Annotated in this window: 15 protein-coding genes; 5 read left to right on the top strand and 10 right to left on the bottom strand. The window is 65.9% G+C overall.

Translation table 11 applies throughout. The annotated features are described in order from the left end of the window. Positions 1-2: 2 nt before the first annotated feature. The 5 genes from HALKA_RS0102890 to HALKA_RS0102870 all read right to left on the bottom strand — a co-directional run bounded on the left by HALKA_RS0102890 (position 3) and on the right by HALKA_RS0102870 (position 6,120). A complete protein-coding gene (locus HALKA_RS0102890) occupies positions 3-1,142 on the bottom strand; it encodes an ABC transporter ATP-binding protein (protein WP_018256586.1) in 1,140 nt (379 codons plus the stop codon). Positions 1,143-1,147: 5 nt separating this feature from the next. Next, entirely contained in the window at positions 1,148-2,023 is an 876-nt protein-coding gene (locus HALKA_RS0102885) for a carbohydrate ABC transporter permease (protein ID WP_026190126.1), read from the bottom strand. 5 nt (positions 2,024-2,028) lie between these two features. Next, entirely contained in the window at positions 2,029-2,922 is an 894-nt protein-coding gene (locus HALKA_RS0102880) for a carbohydrate ABC transporter permease (protein WP_018256584.1), read from the bottom strand. A 29-nt stretch (positions 2,923-2,951) separates the two neighbouring features. Continuing rightward, entirely contained in the window at positions 2,952-4,367 is a 1,416-nt protein-coding gene (locus HALKA_RS0102875) for an ABC transporter substrate-binding protein (protein WP_018256583.1), read from the bottom strand. A gap of 439 nt (positions 4,368-4,806) precedes the next feature. Further along, positions 4,807-6,120, bottom strand: coding sequence for an MgtC/SapB family protein (locus HALKA_RS0102870; RefSeq protein WP_018256582.1), 1,314 nt, complete (start codon positions 6,118-6,120; stop codon positions 4,807-4,809). Between the two features lie 528 nt (positions 6,121-6,648). Between HALKA_RS0102870 and HALKA_RS0102860 the strand changes: the two genes are divergently transcribed. The 3 genes from HALKA_RS0102860 (at position 6,649) to HALKA_RS0102850 (ending at position 9,758) form a co-directional block, all read left to right on the top strand. Continuing rightward, positions 6,649-7,893, top strand: a complete 1,245-nt coding sequence (locus HALKA_RS0102860; RefSeq protein ID WP_018256580.1) for an AAA family ATPase — start codon at positions 6,649-6,651, stop codon at positions 7,891-7,893. 24 nt (positions 7,894-7,917) lie between these two features. Next, positions 7,918-8,328, top strand: a complete 411-nt coding sequence (locus HALKA_RS0102855; protein WP_018256579.1) for an EamA family transporter — start codon at positions 7,918-7,920, stop codon at positions 8,326-8,328. A 542-nt stretch (positions 8,329-8,870) separates the two neighbouring features. Further along, positions 8,871-9,758 (top strand): redoxin domain-containing protein, encoded by an 888-nt coding sequence (locus tag HALKA_RS0102850; RefSeq protein WP_018256578.1) that lies wholly within the window; start codon positions 8,871-8,873, stop codon positions 9,756-9,758. Positions 9,759-9,767: 9 nt separating this feature from the next. Here the strand turns inward: HALKA_RS0102850 and HALKA_RS0102845 are convergent, their stop codons facing one another. Beyond that, entirely contained in the window at positions 9,768-10,580 is an 813-nt protein-coding gene (locus tag HALKA_RS0102845; protein WP_018256577.1) for an MOSC domain-containing protein, read from the bottom strand. 86 nt (positions 10,581-10,666) lie between these two features. Between HALKA_RS0102845 and HALKA_RS0102840 the strand changes: the two genes are divergently transcribed. Then, positions 10,667-11,443, top strand: a complete 777-nt coding sequence (locus HALKA_RS0102840) for a hypothetical protein (protein ID WP_018256576.1) — start codon at positions 10,667-10,669, stop codon at positions 11,441-11,443. Between the two features lie 37 nt (positions 11,444-11,480). On the opposite strand, the gene HALKA_RS0102835 is transcribed toward HALKA_RS0102840, so the two are convergent. Then, positions 11,481-11,675 carry a cold-shock protein gene (locus HALKA_RS0102835; protein ID WP_012807869.1) on the bottom strand — a complete coding sequence of 65 codons (195 nt, stop codon included), beginning with the start codon at positions 11,673-11,675 and terminating at the stop codon, positions 11,481-11,483. A gap of 206 nt (positions 11,676-11,881) precedes the next feature. On the opposite strand from HALKA_RS0102835, the gene HALKA_RS0102830 reads away from it, so the two are divergent. Next, positions 11,882-12,079, top strand: a complete 198-nt coding sequence (locus HALKA_RS0102830; RefSeq protein WP_018256575.1) for a DUF8024 family protein — start codon at positions 11,882-11,884, stop codon at positions 12,077-12,079. On the opposite strand, the gene HALKA_RS0102825 is transcribed toward HALKA_RS0102830, so the two are convergent. From HALKA_RS0102825 to HALKA_RS21270, 3 genes are all read right to left on the bottom strand, one after another. Further along, the gene (locus tag HALKA_RS0102825) at positions 12,036-13,016 is read right to left on the bottom strand and encodes a 5,10-methylenetetrahydromethanopterin reductase (RefSeq protein WP_018256574.1); all 981 of its coding nucleotides are present in this window, start codon (positions 13,014-13,016) and stop codon (positions 12,036-12,038) included. The two genes, HALKA_RS0102830 and HALKA_RS0102825, sit on opposite strands and share 44 nt — an antisense overlap. 2 nt (positions 13,017-13,018) lie before the next feature. After that, complete coding sequence (locus HALKA_RS0102820; RefSeq protein ID WP_018256573.1) at positions 13,019-13,771, bottom strand: coenzyme F420-0:L-glutamate ligase; 753 nt, start codon at positions 13,769-13,771, stop codon at positions 13,019-13,021. Positions 13,772-13,861: 90 nt separating this feature from the next. After that, positions 13,862-14,020 (bottom strand): hypothetical protein, encoded by a 159-nt coding sequence (locus tag HALKA_RS21270; protein ID WP_018256572.1) that lies wholly within the window; start codon positions 14,018-14,020, stop codon positions 13,862-13,864. Positions 14,021-14,064 lie beyond the last annotated feature (44 nt).

The raw sequence follows: 14,064 nt of genomic DNA, 5'->3' as shown, positions 1-14,064 counted from the left end.
TGTTACTCCGTGGCCACCGCTTCGGACTTCGTCGGTTCGGGAGCCGTCGAGTGATACAGCGCGTCGCCCGATCGGGCGTCGAAGACGTGGAGCCGGTCCTCGTCGAATCCGACCTCGATCGTCTCGCCCGGCTGGATCTCGCTGCGTGGCTCGACTTTGACGTGGATCTCGTCGTCGCCGAGCTGGCAGTGCAGCAACAACAGCTCGCCGAGCGGTTCCCTGACCGTGGTCTCGACCGCGAACGTCTCGGCGTCGTCGGGCAGGTTCGAGGCCAGCGAGATGTCCTCCGGTCGAACGCCCATCGACACCGAGGAGTCGCTCGCGGTGTCGAGCCCCTCGCCGTCGGGGAGCGAGATGCTGAAGCCGGCGTGGTCGGCGACGTAGTGTCCGTTGCGCTCGCGGATGTCCACGGAGAACACGTTCATCGCCGGCTCGCCGATGAACTCCGCGACGAACCGGTTGGCCGGGAAGTCGTACAGCTCCTGCGGTGGCGCGACCTGCTGTAGTTCGCCCGCGTCGAGGACGGCGACGCGGTCGCCCAGCGTCATCGCCTCGGTCTGGTCGTGGGTCACGTAGACCGTCGAGGAGTCGAGCTCCTCGTGGAGCCTGAGCAGCTCGGCGCGCATCTGGACCCGGAGCTTGGCGTCGAGGTTCGAGAGCGGCTCGTCGAGCAGGAACACCTCCGGCTCGCGGACGATCGCCCGGCCGATGGCGACGCGCTGGCGCTCCCCACCGGAGAGCTCCTTTGGCTTGCGGTCGAGGAGGTCGGCGATGTCGAGCGTCTCTGCGGCCTCCTCGACGCGCTGGTCGATCTCGTCGCTGGAGAAGTCGCTGACCGACTTCATGCCGAACTTCATGTTCTCGGCGGCGGTCATGTGGGGGTACAGCGCGTAGTTCTGGAACATCATCGCGATGTCCCGGTCTTTCGGGGGCACGTCGTTGACGACCTCGTCGTCGATCCGCAGGGTCCCGGACGTGATGTCTTCGAGCCCCGCGATCATCCGCAGGGTCGTCGACTTGCCACACCCCGACGGACCGACCAGTACGAGGAACTCCCCGTCCTGTGCTTCCAGATCGATACCCTTGACTGCGAGTACGTCGTCGTACTGCTTCTCGAGATCTGTGAGTTGTATCCTTGCCATAGTAATCACTTCCGTTGGACAGCAAACGTCTGCAGGAGCGGCCGGTGAAGCACGATCAAGACGATCAGTGGCGGCAGCAGGGCGATACAGGCACCCGCCATGATCAGGCCCCAGGGCGTCAGTCCGGCCTGTGCCGACCCCTGGAGGTAGCTGATCCCGACCTGAACCACCTGCGAACTCTTGTCGTTGACCGCGACGAGGGGCCAGAGGAACTGGTTCCACGAGTAGATGTAGGTGATGACACAGACGCCGGCGATCATCCCCTTCGACATCGGGATCAGGACCTTGAACAGGAATGTGGCCGGTCCGATCCCGGACATCCGGGCCGTCTCGACCAGTGAACTCGGGATCGACATGAAGTGCTGGCGGAAGAGGAACACGGCGGTCGCGCTGGCGATGTACGGCCCCGTCAGTGCGAGCATCGTGTTCGTCCACCCCAGGTCCGCCATCAGCTGGAACAGCGGGACGATACGGACCGGCACCGGCAACAGCAGCGTCAGGAGGATGAACATGAACACCGCACGTTCGTAGGGGAGTTCGTAGTAGACCAGCGCCAGCGCCGCCAGCAGCGAGATGCCGACCTTGCCGACGACGATGATGATGCTCATCACGAACGAGTTGAGCAGGTACGTGGTGAACCGGTACTCAGAGAGGACCGTCTGGTAGTTCGACAGCCCCTGACTCCCCAGGCCGAGGTTCGTCACCTCGTAGACCTCGGAGGTCGTCTGCGTGCTCATGACGATCGCGAGCAAGAGCGGGGCCGCCATCGCGACGACCGAGAGGATGATCCCGACGTGCATGCCAAGGTTGTCGGGCAGTCGCTGGCTGATCGTCCGTGATTCGTCGACGGGCGTTGAGTCTGTGTCCGTTGTAGTTGCCATCGTAGTCACCCTCCGTACTGTGCGTGGCCCTCGGTGGCCCTGAGCTGGATGTACATCAGGATCGCCACGAGGACGAACAGGATAACGGACTCGGCAGATGCCAGCCCGTAGTTACTGAACTCGAACGCGTCGCGGTACAGCTTGAAGATCAACAGGTTCGTCGCCCCGCTCGGGCCACCGCTGGTCATCAGATCGACCAGCGGGAACGTCGAGAAGAACGAGTAGATCGTGTTCATCACGACGAGGAAGATCAGCGTCGGCGAGATCAGCGGCACGTACACCTTGTACAGCATCTTGAGCCGGCCGACCCCGTCGAGCTGCGCGCTCTCGGTCAGCGTCTCTGGGATGTTGTTGAGCGCGGCGACCATGAAGATGATGTTGTACCCCAGCTGCTTCCAGATTGCGACGATCGCCAGCACGGCAAAGGCCTGTGGCCCGCTGTTGAACCAGTCGAGCGTCCAGGGGGTCAACAGTTCGAGGTAGTGGGTGAAGATCCCGAGGTTCGGGTGGAGCAGGAAGTTCAGCAGGATCGCCGCCACGGCGGGCGGGAGCGCGTAGGGCCAGATCGCCGCGACGAGGTACGACGACGAGCCGAGGTCGACGTCGAACAGCATGTAGCTGATCAACAGCGACAACACCAGCGTCCCGATCACGACGACGCCCGCGAACAGGACAGAGACCACGAAGCTGTTCCGGTAGGTCGACGACGTGGCCAGTTCCACGAAGTTACTGATACCCGTCCACCTGAGATCCTGTCCGAGGAACGCCGACTCGAACAGGCTCAGCCGAAACGTCTCCAGTGACGGGTAGTACAGGAACGCGACGAGCACGACGATCGTCGGCAGTAGTAGCGCCGCTGCCTGGAGCTTGGAATCGAATGGTTTCGTCTGTTCTGCCATAGTTGAGCAATAAAAGTTCGCGCTCGTGGTTACTCCTCTCCGCTGTAGTTGCCGGAGTAGCTCGACAGGGTCTCCTGGACCTGGGTGTCCATCTCCGAGAGGCCCTCTTCGACGCCGACGTCACCGTTGAGGATACTGACCGAGATCTCCGTGTTGATACTCCGCGCCTCCGGGAAGACGCCCATGACCGCGCCGCGCGTCGCGGGCGAGTCCTGGGTGTCCTGCAACTGATCGAAGGCCGTACGGAAGTCGGGGTTCTCCTCGAACCAGCCGTCGCTATCGAGCTGGTCGACGGCACCCTGACTCACCGGGAAGTACCCGCTGTTGCGGTGCCAGCGGGCCTGCTGTTCGGGCTGGACCATGTAGGCGATGAACTTGCCGGCGGCCTCTTTCTTCTCGTCTGCGAGGGCGTCGGGCACCCAGAGCGAACCGCCGCCGATGACGACGCCGTTGTTGGCACCGTCCGGTGCGGGCAGGTACGCCGATCCGAGTTCGAAACCGTTCTCCTCGGCACCGGCCTTCATCGAGACCATATTCGACGTGGAGTCCCACAGCATCGGGACCTGACCCGTGAGGAACGCCTGTCGTGCCTCGGACCACGCCTCGATGCCCGGATTCAGGTACAGGTCGTCGTCGGCCATGCCCTTCCACCACTCGTAGACGTTGCGACCGGCTTCGCTGTTGTAGTAGGTCTTGTCGGCACGACCGGCGCGACCGTTCTCCTTGTTGAGCAGCACCTGGTCTTGCTTCGCGAACTGCTGTTCGATCTGCATCCAGGAGTGGTTGGGCCAGGAGATGCCAGACTCCATGTCGGTCTGGTCGACGATCGTCTCTGCGGCGCTGCGGACGCCAGAGAGGCTCCGTGGCGGATCCTCCGGATCCAGGCCCGCCTCCTCGAACGCCGTCTTGTTGTACAGCATGATCGTGTTCGAGGAGTTGAACGGCATCGAATTGAGCTCGTCGTCGATGCGGTAGTAGCTCGACACCGACGGGAGGAGATCGTCGAAGTCGACCGCACCGTCGGGGATGACCTGCTCGATGGGCGTGAAGGCCCCGCTGTCGAGACACAGCTGTGTCCCGATCTCGAAGATCTGGGCGACGCCCGGCGGGTCGCCGGCCCGCGAGGCCTGCAGGGACTGGTTGAGGTTCTGGCGGTAGCCGTCCTTGTTGACCGCGTTGACCGTCACGCCGTCTGTCTCCTCGGAGAACTCCTGAGCGAACTGGCTCAGCGTGTCGCCGAGTTCGTCACCGTGGATGTGCCAGAAGTCGAACGTCAGGTCGCTGCTTCCGCCGCTGTCGCCGGTCGAAGCGCCGTCGCTGCCGCCGTCACCGCCGTTACCGCCGTCGCTACCACCGTCGCCGCCGTCTCCGGAACAGCCTGCGAGTCCGACAATTGTTGCTGCACCGATTCCTCTAACGTAGTCTCTGCGAGTTGGTTTCTTCATCTCCACCCCCAGAGTTGTAGTAATAGAATATAATTCTTTGGTAGGTTTATCATTCATGTTCGATCGTTTAGGTCCCAATTACCCCGCTGGCTACCAGTTACCGGGCCAGTGGTGAGAGGTTGCGCCGACGATGCCTGCGGACCGAACCGGGACAGATAGTGTTGTAGTGCCATCATAAATCGATCACGTCCGCGGACTCGGGCGACTCGGTGCGACGGCGAACGCCGACGATGCTGTCATCGCCCGAGAGTGGTCGGGGTGGTAGTAAATGGATTTATAATAGGAGTCCCCTATCAGTGCGGTGATTCCATCGGGGAACGAACCGATACGTTCGGGTATTGTTGGGTATAGATCGTCGCGGGCGGTGTCTCGACCGTCCGCGGCGGTCGCCGGTTTCGTCACACACCGACGAGCAAAGCGTCGTCACGGGGACGGACCGCTACAGGAACATGATCACGATGCCGCCGAAGACGACGCCGACGGCGATGAGGACGACGTTCCAGATCATCACCGGCCGAACCAGGTCCCAGTCGATCGTCGCAGCGAAGACGACTTTCACCAGGATGCTCGCCAGCGTCCCGGCGATGACGCCCGCGATCGCCAGGTCGCTGCTGATCTGGTCGGTCGCGACGAGCGTCACCGCCGTGGCCGTCGCGGTGCCACTGGAGATCAGGCCGGCGAGGAACGAAGTGGTGAGGAACCCGTTCGCGCCGAAGGTGGCCTCGGCACCCGCAGACACCACGAGCACCGCCAGGAACAGGCCACCGAACACCAGCGCGTTCCGCAGGCTGAAGGGTGAGGTGAGCTGGGCCTCGAAGTCCTGGTCCAGATCGCTGACGAACAGCGACAGCCCGATACCGGTGACGGTGATCGCACCGAGCGGAACGCCGACGATGAGCGCCGTCTCGGGCATGAACGGGACGACGACGAGTGCGTTGCGAAACGCCATCGCGGCGTTGCTGATGAGGATCGCGCCGACCGCGAGGCTGCGCAGCGACGGCTGCTGTTTCGCCCGCTGTGCCATCTCGGCGATCACCGCAGTCGAGTTGACGAGACCGCCGAAAAAGCCCGTCGCGATGAACCCGCGGCCCCGGTATCGCTTGACCAGCACGTAGTTGACTAGCCCGATCCCGCTGACCGCGATGACGAGCAGCCAGACCGTTCTGGGTTCGATGGCGTTCCACGGACCGAACGCCTCGTCTGGCAACAGCGGGTAGACGACGAACGCGAGGATCGCGAACTCGGTGGCGCTCTGCATCTCCTCTTTGGACAGTCCCCACGCGAACTCGTGGAGCTCTCGCTTGAGCACGAGCAACAGCGACGAGAGGACGGCAATCGTCACGCTTTCGATGAGAAAGCCCTGGGTGACGAGGATTCCCACGCCGTAGGCGACGAACATCGAGGCCGACGTGGTCAACGAGAGACTGGCTTCGGACGCGGAGGTGAGGAGGCTCTGGACGGCCAGCAGGACGCTCATCGTGATCACGAGCAACGCGCCGGCCACGAGCAAGAGCGGTTCGCCGGTGATCGAGAGGATCGCACCCAGAAGCGTCAGGAGCGCGAACGTCCGGATCCCGGCGTTCTTCTCGGACCACTCGCGTTCGAGCCCGAGGAACATCCCCAGCAGAACCGCGAGGCCCAACTGGACGACTTCGGGGCTGATCTGTTCGAAGGCGAAGCTCTGGCCGTCGAGACCGCCGATCTGCAGGACGGACAGCACGGTTCCGGCGGCGTCTGTCAGTGGTTCCAGCATGGTCCCTATCCGCGATTACTCCGGCTTGGCGACGCCCGCTCGTCGTTCGACCGTTCGATCCAGAGTGGCGCGTCGGCGTCCGAACGTCCCAACGAACGCCGTCGGAGCCCCCGGTTTCGGGGGGACCCCGGGAGTAAAGCTGCTCGGCGGCGGTGTTTTTGACTCATACACTGCCGCTATCAGTATGGATATATATTAACCTTTGTCTATGTTTGTCTCGGGAGACCAATATACCAGTCACCCGACGCACACGTCCGCCCCGGTCGACGGATCGCCGCCAGCGGACCGACGGAGAGCGCTCGCGACGGCGGTGGAGCGGCCGGCGGACGGACAGCGAGCCTCGACAGAGGCCGATCCACGCATGACAGACCACACGAGACGACAGACAGACGCGAGCAGGGAACAGCCGACGGCTCCGCCCCGACACCACAGCCGTCGTGGACAGCGCAGCGAGCCACAGCGGTCGCCACCGCGGCCCGCGTCGTTCCGGAGCGACGGCGACCGGCCGCCCAAGCGTGGAAACGACCGATGAACTTCGAAGACCGCATCCAGCGGCGGTATCGCAGTCAGGCGGGGACCGAGCGGGTCGTCGACCGGGCGGTGCTGTCGCCGACGACTCACCTGGCGGAGCCGACCGGCCGTGGCCCACTGCTGGAGCTCGTCCTCGATCAGCTCGATCCAATCTTCGCCGGGGAACTCCCCCGGAACACGTACGTGTGGGGAGAGCGGGGGACGGGCAAGTCCGCCATCCTGGCGGCGCTGGTTCACCACCTCGACAGACACCTGCGCCCGCTGGGCCAGCTGATTCGGACGGCCGCAGGGACTCACTCCCCACCGGTCCCCGAACTCGTCTACGTCGATACCCACCGGACTGCGAGCGGGTTCGAGTTCTACGCGACAGTGCTCGACCGCCTCACAGACGAGCCGGCACCACAGCGGGCCGTCGGCATCGAGGCGGTCCGAGAGGAACTCGACGCGGTGCTTGCGGAGCGACCGGTCGTCCCGATCGTCGATCACCTCACGGCGTCCAGACACGTGACCCCGGAGCGAGTGGCGACGCTGTTCGACCGGCTGACCGCAGACGTCGGCTGGGTCGGTGTCGGTCGGTCGCCGCCAGTGGCCCTCGACTGGACGCCGCCGGCCGCGATCGAGTTCACGCCGTACGAGACGAGCACGCTGGTCGACGTTCTCATGACTCGCGCTGACGACGCACTCGGCCAGCACGCGCTGGGCCACGAGCACGCCCAGCGTCTCGCCGAGTGGGCTGACGGCGACGCGAACGACGCGCTCGCAGCGTTGTTCGTCGCCGCGGACGCCGCCCTGCGGGCAGAGAGCGAGCAGATCGAGGACACACATGTCACCACCGGCATCGCGGACGTGCCCACCCAAGCGGTCTCGCTCACGCGCGTGTTCGCGCTGTCGGCGGACTGTCTGTCGGTCCTGCGAGAGCTCGTCGCGCTCGACCCCGACCGCCATCCGACCGTCGACGCGGCGGCAGCAGCGATCGCCGACCGGGACCCGATCGACCTCTCGACGAGGACGGTGCGGCGGTTCCTCCGAGAGCTGGCGACGGACGGCGTGCTCGAACGGACGCGCAGTTCGGGCGGGAGCCAGGCGGGAACGCCACCCGAGCTACTCGAACCGCGCTTCTCCCCGATTCTGTTCAAGCGGCTGTACGACCACACGCGGTCGCCCGACGAGACGACCGCGGCGTCCCAGTCTGACGGGTCGATCACCGCGACAGCGCCGTCCCGAACAGAGGGTGAGCGTTAAGTAACGAGATTACGACATCCGAGTATGTCTCTCGATTCGACTGGCTACGCCGCTGTCGCGATGGTCTCGTGGGGCCTGTGGGCGGTGTTCGTCGAGCTCGCGATGTCGCGGTCGAGCCACCGACCGGTCCTGTTGCTCTCGTATGGCTTCGCCGCCGTCCTCGTCGTCGGCTACTCGGCGACGACCGGAGCGGGGTTCGACATCTCGGCGTCGGTGGTGGCGTTGAGCCTCGCTGGCGGCCTGTTTGCCGGCGGTGGAACGGTCGCGTACTATCTCGCGCTGGAGAACGGCGGGGTGGGAACGGCGACGACGATCACCGCACTCTACTTCGTCGTCGCGGCTATCATCGGCGTGACACTGCTCGACGAACCGCTGTCGGCCTCGAAGGTGGTCGGCATCGGACTGGCGGTGGCGAGCGTGGTCCTGATCTCCTGACGCGCAGCCCCGTCGTCGTGCTCCCGGCGGCCGAACGTCGTCGTGTGGTCGATCCGGTACGGGCCGACACGACTCCGTCGGGGCCAGAGTGTGATCTCTCTCGCAGTCGAGCGCGCGATCGTACACACTCGACCGCGAAAGCGGCTGTGATCCCGCAGCGACGGACGGAGTGAAGCGAAGAGAGGGGATTCGAGAGTCGAATTTCACCGCTCGGTACAGAATCTGGTGTCGAATTTGCTGTTCCTCATATTTGTCTGCATAGATGCGATTCTATGCGTAGAACTGTGATAGTGTAGACCTATCCTATTATATACTCGTATCCAACAGTATTCGGCGATAAGCTGTCCCTCCACACATTCGGCTCTCGAAATCTACGCGCGTTCTCTCGGGTCGTCCAGAAGTGCGAGTCCCTCAATATCAGCGCGGCGACGTAAACAGCGAATGTGATCACTGTGTCCTGGCGAACTGGTGTAAATGCGAGCGCGGTCGGAAGAAAAACATTCGTAGAATTTAACCTGTTGCCGCGAATTAGGTGAAACGATATGGGTGGTCAACAGTTCGTAACGGAGTTCTCGCTGCCGGGGGTCGTCGACGGTGAGATCGAACGGGTGAACGTCGGCTCGTGGATCGGCGAGTCGATCGTCGTCCTCGTGTTCTATCCCTCCGACTTCGGGCCGCGGTCCGGACAGAGCGCCGCGCTGTTGCGCGCGGTCGACGAGCTAACGGGCGAGACCGACGCCAGAGCGGTCGGGATCGCGCCCGAGTCGGTGTACAGTCACCGGCGGTTCGCCGCCGAGGCAGACGTAGACGTGGCCCTGGCCAGCGACGCCGACGGGTCGGTCACGGAGGCGTACGGGGTGGCCTCGACCGGCGAGGCCGGCCAGGTCGTCACCGAGCGGTCGCTGTTCGTCGTCGACTATCGCGGCGTCGTCGTCCACGAGTGGGTGGCCTCGGACACCGGCGCGATGCCGGAGTTCGAGCGACTGCGGACGCAGCTGCGCTCGATCACGCCTGACGGGTCCGCACGGGGGTGTTACCGCACCGGCTACGCCCGGTATCGCGAGGGGCGGCGCTACCTCTCTAGCGGGCTCGAACACTGCGAGGCCGGCGACTGGGGGCTCGCCGCCTCGGCGTTCGACGAGGCCAGCGAGGAGTTCGGCGACGCGACCAACCGCTTCACGAAGGGGCAGGGACTGGCCGACGGGGACGATATCCACGAGTACAACAGCCGAGGGCGGGTCGTCGCCACGAAGTACTGGGAGGCCGCCGAGTGGCTCGCCGGTTTCGCCACGGCCGCGAGCAGGGACAACGTCGAGACCCGCGAGGAGAACCGCGAGGCTGCCGAGCAGGCACTACGGGAGGTCCGAGACGTGACCCTCCCCGAACCGGACGCGGCGTCGAAGACCGCCACCGGGAAACACCACGCGTAGTCGACCCCGCTACTCGACGATCGACACCTCGTCGCCGACGCGGATCCGTCCGCCCCGGTCGCGTTCGGGGACCCGCGAGATCAGCATGACCGTGTAGTAGTGATCGAAGGCGTCGGGGTCCGCCCAGTCGGGGAAGGTCGCCTCGCGGCGTTCGACGAATCGCTCGCGGAACTCGGGCGTCGGCTCGCCCGTCTCGGGGTCGCGCTCCGGGACGACACAGCGGCCACACGGCGTCACGCCCTCGAACCGGACGCCCGCTGTCGGCTCCGAATCCGCCTCCGCGTCGCCGGCCCCGCTACTGCCGACCGCGAACGCGGGCGCGTCCGCGCCGACGAAGCGGTCCTCCCAGAAGGGCGGGACGCCGCTGACCTCGACGTTGGCCCGGAGCCGGCGGCGCGCGCCCGCGACGGTCACGTCGTCGAACCACGAGGCGACGGTCCGGAGCGTCGCCGTCGAGACGATCGAGGGGCCCATGTCGCGTCGGTCGACGTAGCCCAGTTCCCGGTCTCGTTCGAGCGTGAACTCGGCGTCGAACATCGACGAGAACCACCGGCTGGCGCGTTCTGGCTCCTCGTCGAGCGCGAACCGCTCGCGCTCCCCGTCGAGTTCGACCGCCAGTTCGGACCGTTCCACGTCGAATTCCGTCTCGATGTCGTGGACCCGGGCGGTCCGCTTGCCGTTGAGCACGTCGCCCGCCTCGTCGAACAGCGCGAACTCCCGGTCGTGTCTCAGAGTGCCCCCCGGCGTCACGGTCGCCGCCGTGGGAGTGACGCCGTCGAGTCCCTTCACCGGATAGACGGTGAGGCGCTGGATCTGTGCCATGGGTGTGTGATCGGCGACGATCCCCTTGTACGCTTTGTCCCGCCGTGGCAGTCAGCTTTTTGTGACACACCACTCACCACCCGGCCATGGCACAGTCGACAGCCGACACGCCGGAGTGGGGGATCGGTGGACTCGCGACACAGGCAAACACCGCGTTCGCGGCGGGCGCGGTCGTCGTCCCGCTGGCGGCGCTGGCGGCCGCGCTGGCGAGCAACGACGTGCGGGCGTTGACCTACGTCCACGTGATGGCCGGCGTCCTCTGGACGGGCATCGACATGTTCATGGGTGCGGTGTTGGGTCCGGTCGTCGGCAGTCTCGACCCGAAACAGCGGGCGGACTTCTTCGGGCGGTTCACCCCGAAGATGACGTTTCTGATGCCGGTGCTGGCGATCGTGACGATCGCCGGCGGGATCGTGCTGGCCCTGCGGCTCACGACCTTCGCCTACGCCGACCAGTGGCTCGCGGTGTTTACCGCCGTCAACGCGGTGCCGATCGTCCTCCTGTTGGCCTATCAGTTCGACGCACTCGGCGACCGGCGTGCCCTCGCCGTCCTGGGGGTCGCGGTCGTCGGCTCGGGGGCGTACCTCGCGACGACGCTGCCGGGAACGTCGCTGGTCGCGATGGTCACGACGACCTCGCCGTGGCTGCTCGCGGCGCTGGGTATCGTCACGGTCCTCGGGCTACAGGGCTTTGGCGTCGTTCTCCCCGGCGAGATCCGGATCTACCGACAGATCGCGTCCGAGGAGCCCGACACCGAGCTCATCGGCGAGATCGGTATGCGAAACGTGAAGCTCGGGGGCGTCCAGGGCGTGTTGCAGCTCTCGATCGTCTTCGTGATGGTCGGGCTGCGCTACCTGTCGTAGGTGCACTGCGAAAAATCGCGCTGAAACGGCGGCCGTCTTACTGGCGGACGACGTTGGTCGCGCGGGGGCCTTTGTCGGCCTGTTCGATGTCGAATTCGACGTCAGTACCTTCTTCGAGGTCAGGGCCGCCCACGTCTTCCATGTGGAAGAAAACGTCGTCGTCCGCGTCCTCAGTCTCGATGAATCCGTAGCCGCCTGTGTCGTTGAAGAAGTCAACCGTACCGTTTGCCATTACGAATATACGGAGGGGCGGGGGAGCAATAACGCTTGCGAGAGGCGTGGTACCACGACCGTCGGGCCCAAGAACGACGATGTCGCTTCCCGGGCGCGTCGAGAAGCGACCGTCCCCCGAGCGGACCGTGGCCCCACGTGCGTACAGAGAGACGATACAGACCGCGAGCCGGCAGTGTAAAGTATATCCCGGCGAAACGGCGGCGTATGCAAGCGACAGTCGGCGAACTCGTCTCCAACCTCGTGACACACTTCATGAACGATCCGCTCGCACTGCTGATGGCGCTGGCCGGCGCGGCGTTCGTCGGCGGCGCGTCGCTGTTTTTCGGCTACCTGACACTCGGCGCGGTGGCAGATGTCATCACGCCAGACGTGTCGAACGAGCCGCCGAGCCGAGCAAACTGATGGCCGTCTCCAGCTCCGGACCCAGCGGGGACGCGAAGACGACGCTGTCGGCGTAGTCGAGCAGGGCGTCGGTCCGCTCGGCCACCGTCTCGGGCGTGCCCGCGATGCAGAACGCGTCGATCATCGCCTCGCTGACGGCGTCGCCGGCCTCTTGGAACTCGCCGGCCGCGATCGCGTCGCCGACTTCTCGCGCTCGCTCGGCGTCGAGGTCGTGGCGGTCTAGGACCGGCGGCGGGGAGCCGGCGGCGATGAAGGCGACGGGGATCCGCGCTGCCTCGCGGGCGGCCGCGCCGTCCTCGGCGACGGAGACGCTGGCGTAGGCCGCCAGGTCGAACTTGCCGCGCGCGTCGGGCCGGTCGGCCGCGCCCTCGGCCGCTCGCTCGCTGGCCCATTCGAGGTCGCGGGGGTGTGCGCCGTTGTACAGCGCACCGTCGGCGTGCTTGGCGGCCATCCGGGTCATGTGTGGCCCCTGGGCACCGACGTAGACCGGGATCTCGCCCGCGTCGTAGTTCAGACCGGCGTCCTGGGCCTGGAAGGTCCCGTCGTGGTCGACGCGCTCGCCGTCCCACAGTCGCTGTGCCACCTTGAACGTCTCCAGGACCCGCCGGAGCGGCCGGTCGTGGTCGAAGCCGAGGTTCGACAGCGTCGCCTCGTCGCCGGGACCGACGCCGAACAGCGCCCGGCCGCCGCTCACCTCGGAGAGCGTCGCGACCCGCGAGGCGAGCGTCACCGGGTGAGTCTCGTAGGGGTTCGCGATACCGGGGCCGACCAGGAGTTCGTCGGTGGCCCGGGCCATCGAGGACAGCGCCATGAACTGGTCGCGGTTGTTGTAGTGGTGGCTGGCCAGCACGGCGTCGAAGCCCTCCGCTTCGGCCTCGACGGCGTGTTCGGTCAACGTCTCGACTGGATGTTCGGGGGTGAGTTCGATCGCGTACATAGCTAGTAGTCCCACTCTCTGAGCGCCTGGCGCACGAAGTCGGTCTCGGGGTCGCGAAACAGTTCGTCGCTGCCGGCGTGCTCGCCGAACGCGAAGTCACGGACGACGGCGACCGGGGTCCCGCCCGCGCCCTCGCCGGTGACGAGGTTGGCCGCACCGGCGAGTTCGTCGACCACGGACTGGACGGTGACGCCCAGTTCCCGGCCGTCGCGGTCGTGTTCGCCCCGCCAGTCTCGGGAGGCGGGGATGCCGGCCCAGCCGAGTGCCACGCCGCGCTGGCCGTGGCGAAACGGCCGGCCCGAGGTGTCGGTGACGACGACGGCCGGGTCCGCTTCGAGCCCGGCACGGAGCCGCTCGGCGCTGGCGGTCGGGTCCGCCGGCAGGAGCAACAGGTCCGCGTCGGGGACGTTCGAGCGGTCGATACCGGCGTTGACCGTCGTGTGGCCGAACCGCGTCACGGCCAGCAGGAACGGCGCTTCGAGGACGAGCTCCTCGCTCTCTTCGAGGACGGCCTGGGCGAAGCGCGGATCCTTCTGCTCGTCGGTCTCGTCGGCGATCCGCTCGGCGATGTCGCGTGCCCGGTCGCCGGCCGGAAACGCCGCCAGGTCTGCCTGACGGCCCTCGGCCTTCGAGACGACCGTGCTGGCGACACAGACCACGTCGTCGTCGCGGATAGCTGCGTTGGCGTCGATCAGCGCTGCCAGGTCGTCACCGGGCCGGATCTCGGGCAGCCCGTCGACCGCGAAGACCTCCATACACTGTCTGTGTGGGGAACCGGAAAAAGCACCGCGATAGGGGAAGACGCTGCCAGCGTCGGCAATCGTTGCCGCTGTCTGATCGAAGCGCTACCTGGTCGTGCCGGGGACGACCGTCGTCCGGCGACGCGGGCTCGTCGCGGGCCGGCGTGGACGGGCGGCCCTGGCGAGGCGCGCGACGATCAGGACCGCCAGTACGAGAGCGATGCCGGTCAACGGGGCCGTCGCGAGCGCGAGGAGAGCGGCCATGACGGCCAAATAACCGAGGAGACCGGCAGCTGTCAGTGACTGTC

Origin of the sequence: Halomicrobium katesii DSM 19301, from assembly GCF_000379085.1 — an archaeon.
GTDB lineage: Archaea > Halobacteriota > Halobacteria > Halobacteriales > Haloarculaceae > Halomicrobium > Halomicrobium katesii.
This window is presented reverse-complemented; position numbering and strand designations above follow the sequence as displayed.